The sequence below is a fragment of the Vibrio sp. B1FIG11 genome, from assembly GCF_905175335.1.
GTDB classification, from domain to species: Bacteria; Pseudomonadota; Gammaproteobacteria; order Enterobacterales; family Vibrionaceae; genus Vibrio; species Vibrio campbellii.
This window is the reverse complement of sequence record NZ_HG992751.1, coordinates 2,759,745-2,782,632: the sequence shown is the minus strand read 5'-3', so window position 1 is coordinate 2,782,632 and position 22,888 is coordinate 2,759,745. Positions and strand designations below refer to the sequence as shown.

Sequence of the window (22,888 nt, the reverse complement as noted above, 5' to 3'; positions counted from 1 at the left end):
CATTACGCTTTTTTCGTTTTAATGCAATTATTTTTCTAGCATGTCCAACTTGTTTGGAACACCATTCCACTTTTCCGCTTCATCCATTGCTGGCTTCACTTCGGTTTGTACTGGCCAGATTTCAGCAAGTTCTGCGTTGAGCTCTTTGTAGATCACTTGATCTTCTGGTAGCTCGTCTTCTTGGAAGATAGCGGCTGCGGCACATTCATCCACGCACAAGCCACAGTCGATGCATTCAATCGGATTGATTACCATAAAGTTCGGGCCTTCGTGGAAGGCATCTGCAGGGCATACCGCGACACAGTCAGTGTATTTACATTGGATACAGTTATCGGTTACGACAAACGCCATGATAATCAGCTCTTAAGTTAGTCAAAATTGAAGAATGGGGATAATACTCATCCCAAGGCAAAATTCAACATTCGCTACGTTAATTCCGCCGCGCAACTTGGATTTAGTATGACAGACAAATCAATTTCTCGTAAAATGCGCGCCATTGTGAGCTGACCATTTTTTTTCTCCTTAAATATGGAGGGAAATGTGTGGCTTTGGCTAAGACACCTACCATAACGAGACATCACATGATTCGTATTAATGAAATTAAACTTCCTCTTGATCATGAGGAAGGCGCGCTATTGGACGCGATTACTAAAAAGCTTGGCATCGCTGCTGAGAAAGTTATCTCTTTTAATGTCTTTAGACGCGGCTACGATGCTCGTAAGAAAACCAATATTCACCTTATCTACACGCTAGACATCATCGTTGAAGGTGATGAAGAAGCGTTGTTAGCGAAATTCGAAAAAGATCCGCACGTTCGCCAAACACCAGATATGGAATACAAGTTTGTAGCGAAAGCACCAGAGAACCTAACAGAGCGCCCAGTGGTGATCGGTTTTGGTCCTTGTGGTTTGTTTGCGGGTTTGGTTTTGGCTCAAATGGGCTTTAACCCAATCATCGTTGAGCGTGGTAAAGAAGTACGTGAGCGTACTAAAGACACGTTTGGCTTTTGGCGTAAGCGCACACTAAACCCAGAATCAAACGTTCAGTTTGGTGAGGGCGGTGCAGGTACTTTCTCTGATGGTAAGCTTTACAGCCAAGTGAAAGATCCAAACTTCTACGGTCGTAAAGTGATCACTGAGTTTGTAGCAGCTGGTGCACCAGAAGAAATTCTATACGTAAGTAAGCCGCACATCGGTACCTTTAAATTGGTTACCATGATCGAAAAGATGCGCGCGAAAATCATCGAACTAGGTGGTGAGATCCGCTTTAGTACTCGTGTTGACGATCTGCATATGGAAGATGGTCAAATCACAGGCGTAACGCTATCAAACGGTGAAGAGATCAAATCTCGTCACGTAGTACTAGCGGTAGGTCATAGTGCTCGTGATACCTTTGAAATGCTGCACGACCGTGGCGTTTACATGGAAGCGAAGCCGTTTTCTGTTGGTTTCCGTATCGAGCACAAACAATCGATGATCGACGAAGCACGCTTTGGTCCAAATGCAGGCCACCCAATTCTTGGTGCGGCAGACTACAAACTGGTTCACCACTGTAAGAATGGCCGTACGGTTTACAGCTTCTGTATGTGTCCAGGTGGTACTGTTGTTGCGGCAACTTCTGAAGAAGGTCGCGTAGTAACCAACGGTATGAGCCAATACTCTCGTGCAGAACGCAACGCGAACAGCGCAATCGTTGTGGGCATCTCTCCAGAAGTCGATTACCCAGGCGATCCGCTAGCGGGTATCCGCTTCCAGCGTGAACTAGAATCGGGCGCTTATGCACTTGGCGGCGAGAACTACGACGCTCCAGCACAGAAGATTGGTGACTTCCTTAAAGGTCGCGATCCAAGTGCGCTGGGTGATGTTGAGCCATCATTCACTCCGGGCATCAAACTGACCGACCTATCAAAAGCGTTACCGGCGTTTGCTATTGAAGCGATTCGTGAAGCAATTCCAGCATTCGATCGTAAGATCAAAGGCTTTGCTTCTGAAGACGGCCTACTGACTGGTGTTGAGACGCGTACGTCTTCTCCAGTTTGCATCAAGCGTGGTAAAGACTTCCAGAGCATCAACTTGAAAGGCTTCTTCCCTGCGGGTGAAGGTGCTGGCTACGCGGGTGGTATCCTTTCTGCGGGTATCGATGGCATTAAAGTCGCGGAAGCCGTTGCTCGTGACATCGTTGAAGCAATGCAAAACGCATAATTTTATTGCGTGATAATACAATGAAAGCCAGCCTGATTTGGGGCTGGCTTTTTTGTTTGTACTGCATAGCTAGTTATTTCTTTTTGGTCTTTCTGTGTTGACTCGTTTCTGACTCGAACGAATTCAAGCTTGTATATTCTTTGCTTGCAGCGAAATGGTTTTTCCACGTGACTTTAAATAAATATGCAACTGCATATCTATAGGTTTGTGTTATGTATTGATTTAGATAAAGATCAATAGACAGCACCTATAAATAAAATTGCTAATTTCCATTTAGTAAAATCAAGAAATTAGACGACACTTATCTTAAAGGCAGCAAAAACGTGCCGCTAAGGAGATAAGAATGCACTCACTTAAAGTTAAAGATTATATGACGTTACAGGCGGTGACTTTCACCAAGGACATGTCGTTGACGGCGGCTTTGGACAAGGTGATGCAAAGTGTTACTCTAGGTGGACCTGTGATTAACGAAAACGAGAAAGTCATTGGATTCCTTTCTGAGCAAGACCTTTTAGACAAACTCGTTAAAGCCAGTTATCACTGTCAGGATACACACACGGTAGAAGAGTGTATGCATGACGATGTTCTGTCTGTGTCGCCAGAAATGTCTATTATCGAACTGGCTGACATGATGCAGATAGGTAAACCTAAAATGTATCCTGTGGTCGATGATAAAGAGAAGCTCGTCGGTGTGATTACAAGACGCGATGTATTAAGAGCCATCGGCAAAACGCTAAACGAATGTTTCCAACATCCCGTTTAATATCAAAATAATAAGTATTAAGACGAAAGACGCCTCGGCGTCTTTTTGTCGTTGAGGAAGAGTATGTCTACGCAAGACGCGAAGTTTGTCCAAGGTTCTACGATGCGCCACATTCTGGTGATGTCTGGAGCCGGTTCCGTTGGTTTGATGGCTCTGTTTGTTGTCGATTTACTCGATATGCTTTTCATCAGTATGCTGGGGCAGGTGGAGCTAGCGGCTGCCGTCGGCTTTGCAGGAACGTTGATCTTCTTTTCCACTTCTGCCTCTATCGGCACGTCGATTGCCATGGGCGCCCTGGTATCTAAAGCGATTGGCGCAAAGGACTTTGAACGCGCTAGGCTGACCAGTGGCAGTATCATGTTGGTTGCTTTTATGATCAGCTTGGTCATCACCATTGGTATGTACATTCATATCCCAGAGCTATTAGCGGCCATTGGTGCTGAGGGTGTTGCTGCTGAGCGTGCTGAAGCGTACCTCAACATTCTATTGCCAAGTGCGCCGATTCTGGCATTGGGTATGTCGGCAGGTGCCGGTTTACGAGCCGCGGGTGATGCAAAGCGCTCTATGTGGGCAACTTTGGCTGGTGGTATTGTAAACGCGATTCTCGATCCACTGTTTATCTTTGTCTTTAAATGGAACGTAGAAGGGGCTGCAGCGGCTTCGGTGATCGCTCGTTTCACAGTATTGGCTTTCTCCCTTTATCCGCTGATTAGCGTGCACAAATTGGTGTCTCTTCCAGACTTCGATATCTTCAGAAATAATCTCAAACCTATCTTGGCGATCGCGATACCAGCCATTATCACCAACACTGCCACACCAATTGGTAATGCGATTGTGACCACTCACATTGCACAATTTGGTGAAGATTTTGTGGCAGGTTTTGCCGTGATAGGGCGTTTAACGCCAGTGTGCTTTGCTGTTATTTTTGCGCTTTCTGGCGCGGTTGGCCCGATCATTGGGCAGAACTTCGGTGCGGAGCGTATGGATCGTGTGAAGCGCACTCTGACCGACTCTTTATTGGTGACTACGATATACACCCTAGGTGTCTGTGCTCTGCTTTATGTGCTGCAAGATTACATCGTAGCGATGTTTAGCCTAACGGGGGACGCCGCGATTATTGTTATCGCATTTTGCACCTATGTTGCCATTACGTTTGTCTTCAATGGGACTTTGTTTGTCGCTAACACTTCTTTCAATAATCTCGGTAAACCACTTTATTCCACGGCGTTGAACTTGGGTAAAGCCACAATTGGTACTCTGCCTTTTGTTTACTTTGGATCGCAATGGTATGGCGCGCTTGGTGTGTTATATGGGCAAGCAGTGGGTACGATAGTGTTTGGGTTGCTGGCGTTAGTCGTGCTGAACAAACACATTAAAGATCTGATGCAAAACTTCGGAGAAGAAGACATTGAAGACGATCCTGCGATCACTTGCGTCAATACTCAGCCTTTCTGTTCCCATGATGCGGTGTTGATAGATGAAGTAGCGACCGCTTTGGAAGATGAGAAAGCATAAATTTCGTGAAATGCCCATAAATACACTTGACCTTGGAGTTAGCTCTAAGGTTTATTCTTAGTGATAAATAGAGACTTATCACCAATAAGGAAAGTGAATTATGTGTACGAAACATCAAGGTTGCCAAACAGGCAAAGTCAAATCTGCGGTGGCGCTAGGAGCAAACGATTCTTGCTGCGCGCCAGCAAAACCAACGCTTAATATTACGCAAGCAACCGTCGTAACTTCGGAAGATTCTTGCTGCAGTGGCGGAAGCTGTAGCTCGGATTCTGTTGAAGACGAAGGCCCTGCCGAACCCCTCGAATCCTCCATTCGTCATAGCTGGCTAGTATCGGGCATGGATTGTCCTGCTTGTGCTCAAAAGCTAGAAAAGGCCATTTCTTCTGTTGAGGGTGTCACAAATGCCAAGGTCTTGTTCGCGACAGAAAAGTTAGTGGTCGATTTTGATAATCGTGCGTTGGCTTCTGTCATCGAGCAGGTTTCTCAGCAAACTGGCTTCCCACTGACATCGACAGATGCGCCCAAACCAAAAGCAGAGAAAAAGGGTTGGTTGGGCGTTATTAAAGACAATGTTCAAATCCTATCCATTGCAGGTGCGATGGCGTTTGCTGGCATCATTTCTGACTTCAATCCAACGCTGAGTACTTGGCTATTTACTTTAACCTGTTTGCTCGGCTTATACCCGGTTGCGATGAAAGCGGTCAAGTTGGCTCGTACTGGTACGCCATTTGCGATTGAAACACTAATGAGTGTGGCGGCGTTAGGTGCGCTTTACCTCGGTGAAACCGCTGAAGCGGCGATGGTGCTATTGCTTTTCCTTATTGGTGAAAAGTTAGAAGCATATGCATCATCTCGTGCTCGTAGCGGTGTTCAAGCTTTGATGGACCTTGTTCCAGAGAACACAACGCTGATTGTAGATGGTGAACGTCAAGAAGTGCCTGCGTCACAGCTACAACCGGGTGATGTGATTGAAGTTGCGCCTGGCGGTCGTATGCCAGCTGATGGTTTGCTGATGACTCAAGCGGCAAGCTTTGATGAAAGTGCGTTAACGGGCGAGTCTGTTCCCGTAGAGCATAACGAAGGCGGTAAAATCATGGCGGGTGCTGTGGTTGTCGATAAAGTTGTTCAAGTCAAAGTGACGTCTCGCCAAGGTGAGAACGCGATTGACCGTATCCTACATTTGATTGAAGAAGCGGAATCACGCAAAGCACCACTTGAACGCTTCCTCGATAAGTTCAGCCGCTGGTACACACCGTTGATGATGCTTGTTTCTCTATTAGTCATCATCACACCACCATTGTTGTTTGCTCAACCTTGGGAAACGTGGGTATACCGTGGTTTAGCGTTATTGTTGATTGCATGTCCATGTGCTTTGGTTATCTCTACGCCAGCGGCGATCACTTCTGGCTTAGCGGCGGCGGCAAAACGAGGCGCACTGATCAAAGGTGGTGCTGCGCTTGAGCTATTGGGTCGTGTTGAATCGGTCGCTTTCGACAAAACGGGTACGTTGACACAAGGTAAACCACAAGTGACTGATGTGGTGCCGTTTGATGTGACTGAAGAGCAATTGCTTCGCCTGACGGCGTCGATTGAGATTGGCTCAAGCCACCCACTGGCCATTTCGTTGGTGAACAAAGCGCAAGAGCAAGGCATCAACATTCCTGAAGCTGCAGACAAAACCGCGCAGGTTGGTTCTGGTGTGACAGGGCTTGTTGAAGGCAAATTGGTTCAGGTGATAGCTCCATCGAAAGCTGACTTCCCAATCTCACAACAGGTAGAGCAGCAAGTCTTGGCGTTGGAAGGACAAGGTAAAACCGTGGTTATCGCACGCCACGATCACGAAGTGATAGGTTTGATTGCTTGGCAAGACACGCTTCGTCAAGATGCTCAAAAAGCCGTTGCGGCATTGAAGAAACTGGGTATTTCATCTGTGATGCTAACAGGTGACAACCCTCGCAGTGCTGAAGCAATTGCGAACCAAATTGGCCTTGATTACAAAGCAAGTTTGCTACCAGCAGACAAAGTGCACTATGTAGAAGAGATTTCAGCGCAGCATACCGTTGCGATGGTAGGCGATGGTATTAACGACGCACCAGCGATGAAGGCTTCAAGCATTGGCATTGCGATGGGCGGTGGTACTGACGTTGCACTCGAAACGGCTGATGCCGCGCTGACTCACAACCGTTTGATCGAACTCGCTGGTATGATTGAACTATCACGTGCGACGCTGAATAACATTCGTCAGAACGTGGCGTTAGCATTAGGCCTAAAAGGTGTGTTCTTAGTAACAAGCTTACTGGGTATTACCGGTTTATGGGTTGCCGTTCTTGCCGACAGTGGTGCTACGGCACTGGTCACACTGAATGCACTGCGTCTGCTTCGCTTCGAATCAAAACAAGTGAAGTAGTATCAACCTTTCGTACATCTTTGAATGTTGAATAAATAGCCCGAGGTCATCGTACCTTGGGCTTTTTTCTGTCCTGAAGGTGGAGATAACAAAGGTGAATGATTCGTTTGGTAAATCACTCATTGGTATGCAACGAAATGATCTTATGGCTCCAAAAGTGTGATCAAAACCGTTTTTATTTGAAAGTGTAGATTTATTACATTGTTTCATTGTGACTGTGATCACTCAATGTTAGTGAAAGGTTCGCTACAGTGCATCTGTACCCAACAACTTATTAATGAGCTTATTGTTTACAAAATAAGCCACAACAAGGAGCGACTTATGTCTCAAGCTGTATTCCATTTAGGTGTTACTGAAGCGGATCTTAATGGTGCTACTCTAGCAATCATTCCAGGCGATCCAGCACGCGTACAAAAAATCGCTGAAGAAATGGAAAACCCAGTATTTCTAGCAAGTCACCGTGAATACACGCTATACCGTGCAGAGCTAGACGGTAAACCTGTTGTGGTTTGTTCTACTGGTATCGGTGGCCCATCTACTTCTATCGCAGTAGAAGAGTTAGCGCAGCTTGGCGTTCGCACTTTCCTACGTGTAGGTACTACTGGTGCAATCCAACCACACGTAAACGTGGGTGACATGATCGTTACTACAGGTTCTGTTCGCCTAGATGGCGCGAGCCTACACTTTGCTCCAATGGAGTTCCCAGCAGTAGCAGATTTTGAAATCGCAACAGCAATGAAAGCAGCGGTTGAAGAGTCTGGTGCAACAGTTCATATGGGTGTGACTGCTTCAAGTGACACTTTCTACCCAGGTCAAGAGCGTTACGACACTTTCTCTGGCCGTGTTGTTAAGCGTTTCCAAGGTTCTATGCAAGAGTGGCAAGACATGGGCGTTCTAAACTTCGAAATGGAGTCAGCAACACTGCTAACTATGTGTGCAAGCTCAGGCCTGAAAGCAGGTTGTGTGGCGGGTGTAATCATCAACCGTACACAAAAAGAGATTCCAGATCATTCAACGCTGAAAGAAACGGAAGCTCGCTCAATTAAAGTTGTAGTAGAAGCAGCGCGTAAGATGCTTTAAGCACAACATTTAGTTGGCATTTAAACAAACGGGAAAAGCCAGAGGTTCGCCTCTGGCTTTTTCTATCTGGCAGTGTTGTATGAGTATTCAAACAACAAATCTGCCGCAATAAAAAAGCAGCTCGAGGCTGCTTTTTTTGATCGGATAGTAACGATTAAATTTCGTCAGAACCGCCAGCGGCTTTAAACCATGCGGTTAGGTGCGTTTTGAGATCTTTCAGCTCATCAGGGCCGATCAACGCTAAACCTAAGTCCTCTGCACGAGTGATGTCGTTGTGACGCAGTGGGCGGAAGCTAACTAGCATCGCTCGCGCTTGCAGGCCGCCTAATAAGTCACGTAACGATTCCAGCTTGTATAGGGTGTCATCGCCATCATCACGCATGCCTTTCGTCTTACATTCAATGATGTGAAGCTTGTTGTTTACCACCGTAGCTACGTCAAGTTCATTACGAACTTCGCTTTCACCAAGTTTGCGGTAAACCTGCACATTCAACGAACGGTCTTGGATTGTCGGCATGGTGTCTTGGATTTGTTTCACTGTGCTGTGCACCAGCGTTTCTAGCCATTCACCGTTAGAGAAACGGCGAGCATCTTCGTCAGCGAAGGTTAGAACGCCGTTTTCGTAAGTGGCGATTTGCGCTTCAACCAAATCGGTCAGTAGCATGTTCAGCTCACGATAGCCTTGTTGCTTCTCTGAAAGCTCCACATCCAGCTTTTGTTCTTTACGACAAGTGGTTGCAAGGTAGTTCAGTGTTGCAAGGCCAGGGCCAAGCTCCAGCGCGTTAGATGCCCAGCGTTCACCCAGTTCGTAAAGCTTTTGATCGAGTTGAGGTGGAAGGTCTACGTGGTGGAACTCACCGCGCGCACCGAAAATAGTGAGGTAATCAGAAATCGTAATGTGGTCTTCCACTTGCGTGTCTTCTTTGCCATCTGGGTAAAGCCAGCACAGTTTGTCGCTGTTTGGTTCTACTACGAAGATTGGCCAGCGGTACGTACGGAAGACTTCGTACACGGAAAGCAGTCGGTGACGGAGGCCACAGCTTGCATTGAGTTTTACTTCTTCACCTCGGTCATGGAGGTCTTTTGCCAATTGATGGACAGATTGTTTGATCAGAGAAGTGTTTACTGCAGAAGGAATTTCAAAGAATTCAGACGTAATTTCTCGCTGCTCTAATACTGCGCTCAGTCGCTCGTACATATCGGATTGGCTTTTGTCGCCGATGAAGACGATATGTGTACTTACAGTGCGATTATCCAAAAGAGGAGTGACTAATCTCACTGGATCTTGGTCGATAATACCAACATGAACAGCCATAGGTTTTCCTTCTTATTTGGCTTGCTCGAAAAGAGAAAAGAAAAGGGATGAGCAAGCCATATAAACCATATGTAGACACAGCTCATAAAAAACAAGGGCGACTTCAATAAAAAGTCGCCCTTATACAGTTGGTTGCAATGAATTTTCTAGTTTTTACATAAAACTTTATAGTTTAAATCGATGAACCAGTTCGTTTTGTTGATGTGCCAGTTGAGTCAAAGATTCACTGGTTTGCGCGATGCTGGACATCGCATGGTAGCTCTGGTCAGCAATGCTATTGATGTCTTCAATGCTGCGCGCAATATCCGCAGAAGTCTCGCTCTGCTCAGCCGCCGCTTGGGATATGTGGGTACTCATCTGACTGATTTCGATGATCAGCGCTTGGATTTCTTCCATTGAGCTGTTTGCCTTAGAGGCTTGCTCAACAGACATTTCCATATCGCTCATGCAGCTTTGAATAACTTGGTTAGCAGACTGCGAACTGGATTGAAGGTTACTGATCATTGCTTCAATCTCAGTTGTCGATTGTGTGGTCTTGGAAGCCAGCACGCGAACTTCATCTGCCACTACCGCAAACCCGCGTCCCTGCTCACCAGCACGTGCCGCTTCGATCGCCGCATTCAGTGCAAGCAGGTTGGTCTGTTCGGCAATATTACGAATCACATCCAGAATCGAGCCGATTTGGCCACTCATTTTTTGTAGCTCAGAAACCGCAGAGACGGATTCGTTTAAGCGTGTCTCAAGTTGGTTGATGGTTGAGATGTTGCTGTTCATGACGTTACGGCCTTGATCAGAAGCCGTCTCAACACGCTGTACCATCTCTAACGAGCCTTGAGCACTTTGCGCGACTTCTTGCACTGAGTGAGACATCTCTGTCATTGCTGTAGCTACGTTTGCGGTTTGCTCACGCTGAGAGTTCAACTGAGCTTGTGCTTGAGAAGAAGTCTGCTCGTTCGTCGAGGCTGTAGACGCTAGGTTTTCTGATGCGTCATTCAGCTTAACAAGGATGTTATGTAGGCTGTCTGCCAGCGTATTGATATGGCCACTCACACGGCTGAATTCGTTGTTGTAACGAATATCAATGCGTTGCGTCATGTCGCCTTCTGTCAGACCTTCTAATGCCTTCAGAATACGAGTCAGTGGCTCACGAACACTATGAGCAATGTGGTAACCGATAGCCGTTGCAAACAACACCACAATGACGCCAATCACAATCGCTTTGGTAACACCTGCTGAGTAGATGTCGCCTGCGTCTGCAAGAGATTCGTTCAGCTTATTGGTTGCGGTTGTTGTGAACTGCTCAAGAATCGACATGCTTGAGTCAACTTTGGTGGCAAGGTTAGCGATGTTGTTGTAAAGCGCCGCACGTGCCGATAGATAGTTATTGTGTTGGTCTAATACACCACCACGCATACCTACGTCACGGGTAAATTGTTCAACAGACTCGCCGAAGGCTTCTTTAAGTTCAGGAAGTTGAGTCACCAAACCGCGGAAAGCGTAATTCAGATGCGTCACCGCCTTGCGGTTTTTTGCTACGGCTTGCGTTACAAACTCAGGATTTGAGCTTGCCAGCGCATCTGACGTAATCACTTCTGCATCTTTCAGCTTAATAAAGTAGCTTTTCGCCATCACTTTAACTGAGATGCTGGATTGATCCGCCACGTATTCTTTTAGACCCACAGATAGCTCAGTATTGAGTTGCTGGAAGCGACGAGAAGATTTTTGCACTTCTTCTTGTGCAGCGAACATCGCTTCGTAGTTATCCATGGCTTCCTTTGCTTCGGTAAAGTAGCTCTGCTCAAGTTCTTTAAGCTGAGAAAAAGGTTCGGCAAGGGAAGGGTAGATTTGGCTTGCAACTTCAAGTTGGCTCAATGTTGCTTCGAAGCTTTGTTGAGATTTGGCAAATTCCTGACGCATCTGATCCATGCGTTGCTTATTCTCTGTGGTCAGGAAGTCTTTAAAAGATTTGTCGGCAGAAAGAAGCTCTACACTGGTTTGGTTAGATAAAGAGACAAGCGGCAGAGAAGACTTGGATACAGTCTCAAACTTACCGTGAATATCATTCATGCCTCCCATCATAATGGCAATCGTGACTGCGAATAAGACGATGATCAGCGCAAAGCCTGCATACATCCTTTTAATTACTGAACCTCGCATAAGTGAGCTTCCTCTCCCAAAAATAGACAACATAAATTAGAATTGTCTTAAAAAAGTAACAAAATTCATCGGATTGTATTGAGTTTGCGACGCACGTTTTATGACGCACACGACAAAAAAAGCTTCAACGTCACGACTTATATTGATAATGTTAAGTGAACACTGTTTTTTATTGAGCTCGCTTTTGGCTTAGCGCATACTAAATAGGTTACACACCTTATAAAATGGAGTACCCATGGCGGAAGAAACCATCTTTAGCAAAATTATTCGCAAAGAAATCCCAGCAGATGTCCTTTACCAAGATGATTTAGTAACGGCATTTCGTGATATCAATCCGCGTGCGCCAAGCCATATCCTTATCATCCCGAACAAGCTGATCCCGACAACCAATGACGTGGAAGTGGAAGATGAGGCAATGATGGGCCGTATGTTCACGGTTGCGAAGAAGCTCGCTAAAGAAGAAGGCATTGCAGAAGACGGTTACCGTTTGATTTTAAACTGTAACTCACATGGCGGTCAGGAAGTCTATCATATTCATATGCACCTAGTGGGTGGTCGTCCTTTAGGCCCTATGGTATTGAGTTAATCTTTTAGGAGTGGGTGAGGTGATTCATCCACTTCTTTCTTCCTTGAACAACACATTTGTGGAGATAAATGTGAAACATGGTGTGAAGCTATTCGGATTGATGAGCTGGGTCCTGCTTGCTACAGGATGTGCAAACTTATCCGCTGGCAATCTGTTCAGTCATTATAGCGACCAAAATAAAGAAGTTTATCAAGCTGTGGTTGCTGGCGAATATGCCAAAGCTGAGCAACTGCAATCGAGTGATGTCGGTGGCGATATACTTGGCAACTTTGAACAAGGCCGAATCTCGTTTCTTGCCCAAGACTACCCAACCAGCCTGAGTTCACTTGAAGACAGCGATCGTGCAGTACGCAAACAACAAGATCGCGCTACCATTTCTGTTACGGAAACGGCGACCAGCGTGGGCTCACTTGCCGTTAACGACAATTTAAACGAATACCAACCTGCCGACTATGAACTCGGCTTTTTGCATTTGTACCTTGGTCTGAACTACCTACAAAAAAAATGACCTTGAGGGGGCGCTGGTTGAGATGCGCCGCGCAAACCAAGTGCAAGAGGCGGCAAAGAAAGCACGTGAAAAGGAACTAAATCAAGCAGAGAAGGATCTTAAGAAGCAAGGTATGTCAGCGAACTTAGGTAGTGTGCTAGCCAACTACCCAGACGCAGGCAAAAAGCTGAGCTCTGTACAAAATGGTTACTTATTCTACCTTTCTGGATTGCTGTATGAAGCGTCACGAGATCTGAACAGTGCGTATGTAGACTATCGTCGTGCACTTGCAGTGATGCCAGATAACAAGCAAGTTATTGAAAGCACCATGTATGCCGCGAAAAAGCTCGGTATGCGTCAAGATCTTCGTATGCTAGAGAAGCGCTACGGCAAAGCACCATCAGGGCTGAGTAAGTCGCAAGGTCGCGTGATTGTGATTGATGAGCAAGGTGTGGTGGAAGCGCTACAAGGTTGGCGTATTGATTTACCAATCTATGACAGCCGAGGTGATGGCGCGATCTACTCGCTCGCACTGCCTTATTATCCGAAGCGCGGAACCCAACGTTTTGGTGATGTTGCGTTGAATGGTAAAAAGCTACCTTCAAGCACATTGGCTGATGTGAATGCCATGGCGCAAAACGATTTGCATGAGCGTTTAACGACGATTGTGATTCGTCAGGCAATTCGTGTTTGGGCCAAAGACAGAATTCGAAAAGAAGCGGCGAAAGGTGACGATGTCGGCAACATTCTTTTCAACGTGTGGAATACACTAACCGAACAGCCTGATACCAGAAGTTGGCAGACACTTCCGGGCACGGTGAAAACGGCGTCGAAAGTCGTCAAGCCGGGTCAGCAGAGTCTGAACGTTGGTGATCAGGTGTATCAATTCGAAGTGCCAGCACAGCAAACAACGTTGGTTTGGGTTTCTCGTCAGGGAACACATTCTACGGTGTGGCATAAACAGCTAGGGAGGTTGTAATGAGAGCATGGCTTATAGGTTTGGCAGTGATAGTAGGTTTAGCAGGTTGTGCAGATAACACTGCGGGAATCCGAATCGATGGCCAAACGCAAAAGGTTTTCTTCCACGATAACGTCATGGGTAGTCGCCTGTTGGTAGACAATATTACCACGACTTATGTTGATGACCGTCCACGCGGTGTTGTTCAACTGAGCAGTAATTACAAAGGCGATCAAGAGATTCTTTATCGTTTTTACTGGTATGACAATACTGGATTAGAAGTGAATACCAAACCAGGTCCATGGCGCAAAATGATTGTGCGTGGATTTGAACAAGTGACTTTGTCTGAAGTGACGGTGAACCCGAAAGGGACTCAATTCCGTGTACAAATTCGCGAAGCACAAGATAACTAACCCAAGCTTTGGGATACATATTTTTTAGGTAGCTATGCTGCTTTCCCAAGATGGAGACGTCTCGGGATGAAACACAAACTAAGGAACTCTCATGAAAAAAAGTATTATTGCTCTTTTAGGTCTTGCCGTCATTCTGGGTGGTTGTTCAAACAAAGTCTCTTACGGTGATGCGCAAGCGACAGAAACCACAACGATCGATTTTGGCTCGACGGATCTACAAAAAATTGCTGGCGAAATGGTCGACAGATGATGATGTCAGGTTCAGTGGCAGCAATTACTCGTGACCAACGTCCTATCGTGTTTGTTGAGCGTATCAAGAACAAGACAAGCGAACATATTGATACGGAATCAATCACAGACACTATCTCTACTAAGATGCTGAACTCTGGTAAGTTCCGTTTCGTAGATATGGACCGCGTTGAGTCTGTTCGTGAGCAACTTAACTTCCAAAACACTGACGAGCTAGTGAACCAAAGCACAGCAATCCAATTCGGTAAAATGGTCGGTGCGCAATACATGCTTTACGGAAACCTTTCTAGCATCGTGAAAAATGCAGGTAGTGACAAAGACGTTTACTACAAAATGACCATGCGTCTAATGGACCTTGAAACTGGTTTGATTGAGTGGGCGGATGAGACTGAAATCCGTAAAGAACAATCTAAGAGCCTATTTGGTCTTTAATTGATTCTGTTTGGTCTTATGACCTAAGTGGAGAAGTCATTCATGGCGTGGTTTTCTTGGCAACAAGCGAAACAATTAGACCCGAGTTTAAATACTCTTGATGGCTTCTTTACTTCGCCACCAGTGAAGGTTCAAACCGTCACTGGTGGATTGACCAATCGCTGTTGGCGGTTGGAATCCTCTGAAGGCCTTGCTTACGTCTGGCGACCGACCAGTAATGTATGCAAGGCCTTTGCTATATCTCGCCACAATGAATATCAAGTTCTCAACGCGATTGCTTCGCTCAATTTAGGCCCGAAGCCCGTGTTTGTTCACGAGCAAGGTTTATTGGTGGAGTGGGTGCCGGGTGAAACTCTCACCAAACCGGGAATTGATATTGAAGAGTTACTGCCAATAGCGGCTGCGATTCACGAGTATTCAGCAACGTCGATTCCATTAGTGCCATTCTCTTATCTCTCACGTATCGATCATTATTGGTTAGAGCTGGGGGGCAAGTACGTAGGCACTGAGTTTGAGATGTTGTATCGCAAGTGGCGTTCTGAACCAAGCGTAGACCAAATCCCAGCAGCACTGTGTCATTTTGACCTTGGTTGTTACAACTTAGTGCGCGGCCAAGACGGTGTGAAAGTCATTGATTGGGAATACGCAGGCTTAGCGGACCCAAGACTTGATCTCACCCTTATTTTGCAACTGGCTGACGTACCAATTGAAGATGGCGTCGTCAGGTATTGCCAAGTTCGTCAAATTGAAGACGTGGATTTGTGGCTAGAAGGCGTTCAAGCTTGGATGCCAAGAACTCGAATGATGGCAATGCTATGGTATTTAGTCGCCTACAAATTGTGGGATGATGAACAATACTTAGACAGTGCTCGCGAGTTTAAAGACTTATTATGTATTGAAGATCACTGTTTTGATAACTCATGACTTTTTCCTCTTTAACCATAAGGAAATAGTGGTAGTTTAAAGTGAAGTACCAGCAAGTCACAGGGAGAGGTACACATGATTATTTACTTGCACGGCTTTGATAGTACAAGCCCAGGTAACCACGAAAAAGTTCTTCAATTGCAGTTCATCGATGATGACGTTCGTTTCATCAACTACAGCACACTTCATCCTAAGCATGACATGCAGCACTTATTGAAAGAAGTGTCTAAGGTCATTGACCAAGCGAACGATCCAAATCCACTGATTTGTGGTGTGGGTCTTGGCGCATACTGGTCAGAGCGAATCGGTTTTCTTTGCGGCATCAAACAAGTGATGTTCAACCCGAATTTGCACCCAGAGAAGACGATGGCAGGGCGTATTGATCGTCCAGAAGAGTACGAAGATATTGCCACTAAATGTGTCGAGCAGTTCCGTACGAAAAACCAAGAGCGCTGTTTGGTTATTTTGTCGAAAGAAGATGAAATTCACGATAACTCAAAAACTGCAGCAGAATTGGATAAACACTACCAAATCATTTGGGATGAAACTCAAACGCATAAATTCAAGAAAATCTCTCACCACTTGCAAGCGATGAAGGCATTCAAAAACGCTTAACTTGTACCAGAGCAAATGATTTAACTATCTTTAAACGGCACTTTTCGAAGTGCCGTTTTTGTTTCTGGCTTTGCCCAACTTGATAATAATAATTCTGTAGAAATTTACATTTTGTAGCTATTTATTATCTTGATTTATTGTTTTAACCTTTTGTGGCACGAAAACGATACCGTTAAGCAGATGAAAATTAGCCAATCCGTATCTAGAGTAAGGATTTTTGTTGCCATCAAAAGATAGCCCTATATAATGAACTTCGTAAAAATAATTTGATAAATATCAAAAAAAATTGAGAGCGAGTAAGAAACTTGCCCATTTTTTGTCTGAGATCGCGTGTTTCAGACGAGCAAACCGATGCGCATCAACAAGCAAATGAAATAAGAAGCAAAAACAAGATGGTATCGGCGTTTATCCAAAAGTGAGCTCACCTCTAGAGACCAAAGAATTCATCGGTTGGATGTATGACCGCAGAGCACTGTGAGTCAGCATCGAGCTGAACCCATATATTCATTTTTGTAGAGGATAACATTGTGACACGCATTATCGTTGTAGGCGGCGGTGCTGGTGGCCTTGAGTTGGCAACCAAACTGGGCCGCACTCTGGGTCGTAAGAACCGTGCGCAAATTACACTGGTAGACCGTAAAGCGAGCCACTTGTGGAAACCATTGTTGCACGAAGTAGCAACAGGTTCTTTGGACGAAGGTGTGGATGCACTGAGCTACCGTGCTCACGCAAAAAACCACAGCTTTGACTTCCAAATGGGCAGCCTTCAAGACATTGATCGTGAACGTAAAGTGATCATTCTAAGTGAGCTTAAAGACGAGCACGGCGAACTTCTTATGCCAAGCCGTGAACTAGAATACGATATTCTAGTGATGGCAATTGGTTCTACATCTAACGATTTCAACACTCCTGGTGTTCGTGACAACTGTATCTTCCTAGATAGCCCAGAACAGGCACACCGTTTCCGTAGTGAAATGAACAACGAGTTCCTAAAACTGCACGCGAAAAACGGTAATGGCACGGTAGATATCGCGATTGTTGGTGCGGGTGCGACTGGTGTTGAGCTCTCTGCTGAGCTTCACAACGCAGTGAAAGAGCTGCGTACTTACGGCTTTGGCGACCTAGATTCTAGCAAGCTAAACGTAAACCTAGTTGAAGCGGGCGAACGTATTCTTCCTGCGCTTCCTCCACGTATTTCTTCTGCGGCACACCAAGAATTGGTTAAGTTGGGTGTCAACGTACGCACAGCGACCATGGTGACGCAGGCGGACAAAGACGGTCTGACGACGAAAGACGGTGAGAAGATCCCTGCGCAAATCATGGTATGGGCTGCGGGTATCAAAGCGCCTGACTTCATTAAAGATATCGCAGGTCTAGAGACGAACCGTATTAACCAGCTTGTAGTGAAAAACACGCTACAAACCACACGTGATGACGACATCTTCGTTATTGGTGATCTAGCACAATGTACTCAGCCTGATGGCTCTTTTGTTCCGCCACGAGCTCAAGCTGCGCACCAAATGGCTAGCCAAGCGTTTACTAACATCGTTGCTAAGCTAAATGGTCGTGAACTGAAAGCTTACGAATACAAAGACCACGGTTCTCTGGTTTCTCTAAGCCGCTTCTCTACGGTTGGTAGCTTGATGGGTAACCTAACCAAAGGTTCGATGATGGTTGAAGGTCGTATCGCTCGTGTGGTTTACATTTCGCTATACCGCATGCACCAAATGGCGCTGCATGGCGTGATTAAGACAGGCCTGATGATGCTGGTTGGCCGTATCAACCGCGTACTGCGTCCGAACTTGAAGCTGCACTAATATTTGATGATTTGGCTCTTTAAGCTGATTTGGTTGAGAGCGAAACAAAGGTCAAAACAAAAGCCACCGCATGTCGGTGGCTTTTTTCATTCTAAGTCACTAGGAAGCAGTGAATACACTACGCCATCCTTTGGCTTGCCATGGAAGATAAAACGGTTTCTGGCAATGGCTTCTTTTTGTGCGCCAACGGATTCAATTAATGCCTGACTGGCGGTGTTATCTGGATCGCAGACAATTTCCACGCGAGTTAAATTGAGTTTGGCAAAGCAGAACTCTGCCAGTGAGCGAATCGATTCTTGTGCATAACCTTTGCGCTGATAGCGATCGGCAACCCAATAACCAATGCTTGCCATATTGAAGGTATGGTAAAGCTCATTAACCGCCGCCATGCCTACGAGACTGTTGCTCTCACGCTCGTAAACGCCAAAACCAAACGCCTCGGTTTTGACCCAATTTAAGCGAGTTGCTAACAAGAAATCTTGAGCGTCTTTTAACGTAACGTCTTCATTGCACCAATCTAGCCATTGATGCAGAGAAGGGGATTCGACTAGGAGTCGCTGCAAGGTGTGAGCGTGTTCTGAAGGAATCAGTCGCAGCGCTAAACGAGGGGTGATGATTTCAAAATCTGGACTCATGAATTGATACAACTTCCATGTGAGACTCTAGATAAAACAAAGCGCAGCCAGTGCTGCGCTTTTATGTTGAGGTGGCTCTTATCGAACTCGACGAACTTGAATGATCATACCCATCAATGGGTTGTCTAGGTAGTGGGTTTCGCCACTGCGCATACGACGCTTTTGATCCATTCGGAAGCTCTTCAAAAACTTCTCTTCGGTCACGGTTGGGGTGACTTCCGCTAAGTTGCCAACTTGTACGTTGCCATCGACTTCGCCAAATTCATCAGATAGCTGTTCTGAAGGCTGTGACGCTAGGTGGACTTCACGCACGCTTGGTTCACGAATATCGATGGTTGTTTCAGCAAACAAGTAGTGCTGAACATAGATTTGTAACTTACCGTCTAGTTCGTACAGTGGGCCATTCACGCTCTCTTCACTGTAGCCATCGGTTGATAGTGATGTGCTGCTGCCGACAGGGCTGCCATCTGCATTGTAAGAGCCAGAGAAGTCTCGGCCACCAACCATACGGAAGATTGGTGCACTGGCTTTACCACGGTCACCTTGACGCCATGCCACGTGTTTTAGCACTTTAAAGCCTGCGTGGTTGTTCAGCGCAGCTTCTTGTGCGTTCAATCGGTAAGAAGAACGTGGTAGAAGCGTGACGCCTTTTGACTGGCGGTAAGAATCGCTTTGTAGGCTGCCGACGTTACTCATTTCAATAGTTGGCAGTTCGTTTGGCCATGATTCACTGGTACTTTCAGCGTTGACTGCTCGCTTGAAAATAATTACTTCAATATCAAATTGACGCGCAGCCCAAGATGGCATTGAGACACAAAGAAGCAATAATGGGATCAGTATTCTCATTCGACTATTAGCTCGTTGGTAATAAATTCTGTTTAAAATCATTCAGTAAGTCTTGAACAAACTGGATGCGTTTACGTCGGTCCGTCAATGGTACGCTAAACTTGAACTTAGTTGGACCTTCCATTGCAAATTTTTGCGGCTGTGATTGCAGGAGTTTAACCAAATACGCTGGATTAATGTCAGCATCAGGGTAAAACTCAATGAATCCGCCCTTATCATGCGCCTCAATTTTCTTCGCTTTGAGACTTCCTGCCCCAATTTTCAACTCTGAGACAGATAGGAGGTTCTTGGTTGCATCTGGTAAAACACCAAATCGGTCAATCAGTTCCACTTTCAGTTCAGACAAACCTTCGTTATCTGTCACGCTTGCAATGCGTTTGTACATCGATAGACGTGTGTTCACATCTGGAATGTAGTCATCCGGCAATAGCGCTGGGATACGCATCTCAATTTCAGTTTGTTCGCGAAGCAGATCATCCAATGATGGTTCTTTACCTTCTTTCAATGCTTCGACCGCTTGTTCAAGCATCTCCATATACAGTGTAAAGCCAACAGATTGAATTTGACCACTTTGTTCGTCACCTAATAGCTCACCCGCACCACGAATCTCAAGATCGTGCGTGGCCAGTGTGAAACCTGCACCGAGATCTTCCAGCGAAGCGATCGCATCAAGACGCTTAATCGCATCTTTGGTGATGGCTTTTGGATGTGGCGTCAATAAGTAAGCGTAAGCTTGGTGGTGTGAACGACCAACGCGGCCACGAAGCTGGTGCAACTGCGCTAAACCGAGGTTATCGGCACGATCCATAATGATGGTGTTGGCCGTCGGAACGTCGATACCTGTTTCTATGATGGTGGTACACACCAGCAGGTTGAAACGCTGGTGGTAGAAATCGTTCATGATGCGCTCTAGTTCACGTTCACGCATTTGACCATGGGCAACGGTCACGCGCGCTTCAGGAATCAGCTTTTGTAGGTCTTCAGCGGTTTTTTCAATGGTTTCTACTTGGTTGTGTAGGAAATAAACCTGACCACCACGCATGATTTCACGCAGTACGGCTTCGCGTACCACAGAGTCTTCACGTTGACGCACGAAGGTCTTGATAGCTAGGCGACGTGCAGGCGGTGTTGCGATGATCGACAAGTCGCGCATGCCACTCATTGCCATATTCAATGTACGAGGAATAGGGGTTGCGGTCAGCGTTAGGATGTCGACATCAGCACGCATCGCTTTCACTTTTTCTTTTTGGCGTACACCGAAGCGGTGTTCTTCATCGACGATCAACAAGCCAAGATCTTTGAATTTGATGTCGCTTGAAAGCAGCTTGTGAGTACCTACGACAATATCCACTTTGCCATCGGCGACGTCTTGAAGAATGACTTTTTGCTCTTTTGCCGATTTAAAACGTGAAAGTACTTCAACGCGAATTGGTAAGTTGGCAAAGCGATCACGGAAGTTTTCAAAGTGCTGCTGAGCAAGTAGGGTGGTTGGCACCAATACCGCGACCTGCTTACTGTTGTCTGTAGCAACAAACGCAGCGCGCATCGCCACTTCTGTTTTACCAAAGCCCACATCACCACATACGAGACGGTCCATGGCTTTTGCTTGGCACATATCGGATAGAACCGCATTAATGGCAGTTGACTGATCATCGGTTTCTTCAAACGGGAAGGTGGCTTTAAATGTGGCGTATTGACCACGGTCCAGCTCAAACTTGTAGCCCGGTTTCAATTCACGCTTAGCGTAAACATCAAGTAGCTCTGCCGCGACGTCGCGTACTTTCTCAGCGGCTTTACGACGAGCCTTCGCCCATGCTTCACCACCCAGTTTATGCAGCGGCGCGCTCTCTTCAGCACCACCAGAGTAGCGGCTGATTAGGTTTAATGAAGAGACGGGAACGTAAAGTTTGGCGTCATTTTGATACTCAAGGGTTACGTATTCCGTCTTCATGCCGCCCGCTTCAAGAGTCTGTAAGCCAATGTAGCGGCCAATACCGTGATCGATGTGCACAACAGGCTGACCCGGCTTAAGTTCGGCTAGGTGACGAATAACGGTGTCACTGTTTACCGCTTTCTTGTCTTTACGGCGACGTTGAATCACACGATCGCCCAGCAGATCGCTTTCACAGATCAGGGCGAAGTTCAGGTCATCGTGAATAAAGCCATGTTCTGCTGCACCTAAGATCAAACTGAAACGATCGCCAGAATCCAGTGCTTGGTAGAGTGAACCATGCACGACAGGACGCACTTTAATGCCTTGCAGCAGCTCTGTTAGTGCTTCGCGGCGGCCTTCCGATTCCACAGAGAAAATGATTTTACCTGTGAATTGTTCACTGAATTGACGTAAACGCGCTAACGGCTCTTTGTTCTGCTGTTGAACACCAAGCTCGGCTAGAGATTGAACTGCGAGATTCTGGCGACCAGCACGCTTAACGATTTTCTCTAAGTTCAACTGCGCCTGTGGCAGCTGTTTGAAGTGAGTAAATAGTTCGTCTTTTTTCAACCACAATTCATGTGGTGCTAACAACGGACGCATCGGATCGATTTTCTTTTGATCGTAGCGGTAATCTACGTCATTCCAGAAGGTATCCACTGCGGCTTCAATATTACCGTATGTGATCAGTTGAGAGTCTTCTGGCAGGTAGTCAAACAGTGTTTCGGTATGGTCGAAGAACAGTGGTTGCCAGTACTCGATACCTGCCGGCCAAGTACCTTTGGTGACTTGCATGTAAATCGACTCGGGCTCGCGGCGAGCTTCAAACTGAGAACGCCAGCGAGTACGGAAATCTTCAATTGCCGCTTTGGTTGTCGGGAACTCATGCGCTGGTAGCAATTGGATTTGCTGAATGTCTTCGATCGAACGTTGGTTTTCTGGATCGAAGGTACGGATGGTGTCGATCTCGTCATCGAAGAAATCAATTCGGTATGGATCTGAGCTGCCCATTGGGAACAGGTCAAGGATCGACCCTCGGCTCGCGTATTCACCCGGACCAAACACTTGATCAACGTGACGGTAGCCTGAGTTCTCTAGCTGCACACGAAGCTTATCTAGTGAGAATTGGTCGCCCGTTTTCACCATCAAAGTGTGTTGCAATAAGAAATCACGCGGAGACTGGCGCTGCAACACCGTACTTACTGGCACAATCGTTACGCCGTTACTTTGAGTCGGCAATTGGTATAAGCGTGCAATACGGTCTGAGATGATCTCTTGGTGCGGAGAAAAGTTGTCGTAAGGCAGTGTTTCCCAATCTGGAAATAGGCTGACTGGCTGATCGGTAAACTGTTCAATTTCCGCTTGCAGCTTGAGTGCGATTTGTGGATCTGGCACTACAAGCAAAGAGTGACTTGAATGCTGTTTGGCTAGCTCAGCGATTGCCATTGCCAATGCTGCACCAGGTAGGTTGCCAAGTTGTTTTTTGTCGCCACGCTCAGATGGATTCGTGACGGAAAGAATTGTTGCTTTTGTCATGATAGTTATTTTAGGAGCA

Annotated in this window: 16 protein-coding genes and 2 pseudogenes; 12 read left to right on the top strand and 6 right to left on the bottom strand. The window is 46.3% G+C overall.

Annotated features, from left to right (window positions below; translation table 11 throughout):
* Nucleotides 1–27 precede the first annotated feature (27 nt).
* On the bottom strand, nt 28–351 hold the full coding sequence (gene fdxA, locus KHO06_RS12810) for a ferredoxin FdxA (protein ID WP_005431654.1): 324 nt from the start codon (nt 349–351) through the stop codon (nt 28–30).
* Nucleotides 352–581: 230 nt separating this feature from the next.
* Between fdxA and KHO06_RS12805 the strand changes: the two genes are divergently transcribed.
* The 5 genes from KHO06_RS12805 (at nt 582) to udp (ending at nt 7,966) form a co-directional block, all read left to right on the top strand.
* On the top strand, nt 582–2,201 hold the full coding sequence (locus KHO06_RS12805) for an NAD(P)/FAD-dependent oxidoreductase (protein ID WP_005431643.1): 1,620 nt from the start codon (nt 582–584) through the stop codon (nt 2,199–2,201).
* A 343-nt stretch (nt 2,202–2,544) separates the two neighbouring features.
* A complete protein-coding gene (locus tag KHO06_RS12800) occupies nt 2,545–2,964 on the top strand; it encodes a CBS domain-containing protein (RefSeq protein ID WP_005431646.1) in 420 nt (139 codons plus the stop codon).
* A 63-nt stretch (nt 2,965–3,027) separates the two neighbouring features.
* Nucleotides 3,028–4,479, top strand: coding sequence for an MATE family efflux transporter (locus KHO06_RS12795; RefSeq protein ID WP_038891552.1), 1,452 nt, complete (start codon nt 3,028–3,030; stop codon nt 4,477–4,479).
* A gap of 100 nt (nt 4,480–4,579) precedes the next feature.
* Entirely contained in the window at nt 4,580–6,886 is a 2,307-nt protein-coding gene (locus tag KHO06_RS12790; RefSeq protein WP_081233766.1) for a zinc/cadmium/mercury/lead-transporting ATPase, read from the top strand.
* A gap of 321 nt (nt 6,887–7,207) precedes the next feature.
* A complete protein-coding gene (gene udp / locus KHO06_RS12785; RefSeq protein ID WP_005437517.1) occupies nt 7,208–7,966 on the top strand; it encodes a uridine phosphorylase in 759 nt (252 codons plus the stop codon).
* Nucleotides 7,967–8,120: 154 nt separating this feature from the next.
* Here udp and KHO06_RS12780 read toward each other — a convergent pair whose 3' ends face one another.
* Nucleotides 8,121–9,281, bottom strand: coding sequence for a DUF1887 family protein (locus KHO06_RS12780; RefSeq protein WP_005431680.1), 1,161 nt, complete (start codon nt 9,279–9,281; stop codon nt 8,121–8,123).
* Nucleotides 9,282–9,446: 165 nt separating this feature from the next.
* Complete coding sequence (locus KHO06_RS12775) at nt 9,447–11,438, bottom strand: methyl-accepting chemotaxis protein (RefSeq protein ID WP_045373232.1); 1,992 nt, start codon at nt 11,436–11,438, stop codon at nt 9,447–9,449.
* A gap of 235 nt (nt 11,439–11,673) precedes the next feature.
* Between KHO06_RS12775 and hinT the strand changes: the two genes are divergently transcribed.
* From hinT to KHO06_RS12740, 7 genes and pseudogenes are all read left to right on the top strand, one after another.
* Nucleotides 11,674–12,024: a purine nucleoside phosphoramidase gene (gene hinT, locus KHO06_RS12770; RefSeq protein WP_212581705.1), complete on the top strand. Its 351-nt coding sequence runs from the start codon at nt 11,674–11,676 to the stop codon at nt 12,022–12,024.
* A gap of 70 nt (nt 12,025–12,094) precedes the next feature.
* A pseudogene (locus KHO06_RS12765) lies at nt 12,095–13,490 on the top strand (hypothetical protein).
* Entirely contained in the window at nt 13,490–13,882 is a 393-nt protein-coding gene (locus tag KHO06_RS12760; protein WP_212581704.1) for a YcfL family protein, read from the top strand. The pseudogene KHO06_RS12765 and the gene KHO06_RS12760 overlap by 1 nt, the downstream one beginning before the upstream one ends.
* A 91-nt stretch (nt 13,883–13,973) precedes the next feature.
* Nucleotides 13,974–14,563 (top strand): annotated as a pseudogene (gene lpoB / locus KHO06_RS12755) (penicillin-binding protein activator LpoB).
* A gap of 42 nt (nt 14,564–14,605) precedes the next feature.
* Nucleotides 14,606–15,487, top strand: coding sequence for a thiamine kinase (gene thiK, locus KHO06_RS12750; RefSeq protein ID WP_045417672.1), 882 nt, complete (start codon nt 14,606–14,608; stop codon nt 15,485–15,487).
* 75 nt (nt 15,488–15,562) lie between these two features.
* Complete coding sequence (ycfP, locus tag KHO06_RS12745; RefSeq protein ID WP_045397638.1) at nt 15,563–16,102, top strand: alpha/beta hydrolase YcfP; 540 nt, start codon at nt 15,563–15,565, stop codon at nt 16,100–16,102.
* Nucleotides 16,103–16,629: 527 nt separating this feature from the next.
* The gene (locus KHO06_RS12740) at nt 16,630–17,919 is read left to right on the top strand and encodes an NAD(P)/FAD-dependent oxidoreductase (protein WP_005431677.1); all 1,290 of its coding nucleotides are present in this window, start codon (nt 16,630–16,632) and stop codon (nt 17,917–17,919) included.
* Nucleotides 17,920–18,005: 86 nt separating this feature from the next.
* Here KHO06_RS12740 and KHO06_RS12735 read toward each other — a convergent pair whose 3' ends face one another.
* The 3 genes from KHO06_RS12735 to mfd all read right to left on the bottom strand — a co-directional run bounded on the left by KHO06_RS12735 (nt 18,006) and on the right by mfd (nt 22,869).
* Entirely contained in the window at nt 18,006–18,554 is a 549-nt protein-coding gene (locus tag KHO06_RS12735; protein WP_038891560.1) for a GNAT family protein, read from the bottom strand.
* 78 nt (nt 18,555–18,632) lie between these two features.
* Nucleotides 18,633–19,400 carry a peptidoglycan binding protein CsiV gene (locus KHO06_RS12730; protein ID WP_005431683.1) on the bottom strand — a complete coding sequence of 256 codons (768 nt, stop codon included), beginning with the start codon at nt 19,398–19,400 and terminating at the stop codon, nt 18,633–18,635.
* A gap of 7 nt (nt 19,401–19,407) precedes the next feature.
* Nucleotides 19,408–22,869 (bottom strand): transcription-repair coupling factor, encoded by a 3,462-nt coding sequence (gene mfd / locus KHO06_RS12725; RefSeq protein ID WP_212581703.1) that lies wholly within the window; start codon nt 22,867–22,869, stop codon nt 19,408–19,410.
* Nucleotides 22,870–22,888 lie beyond the last annotated feature (19 nt).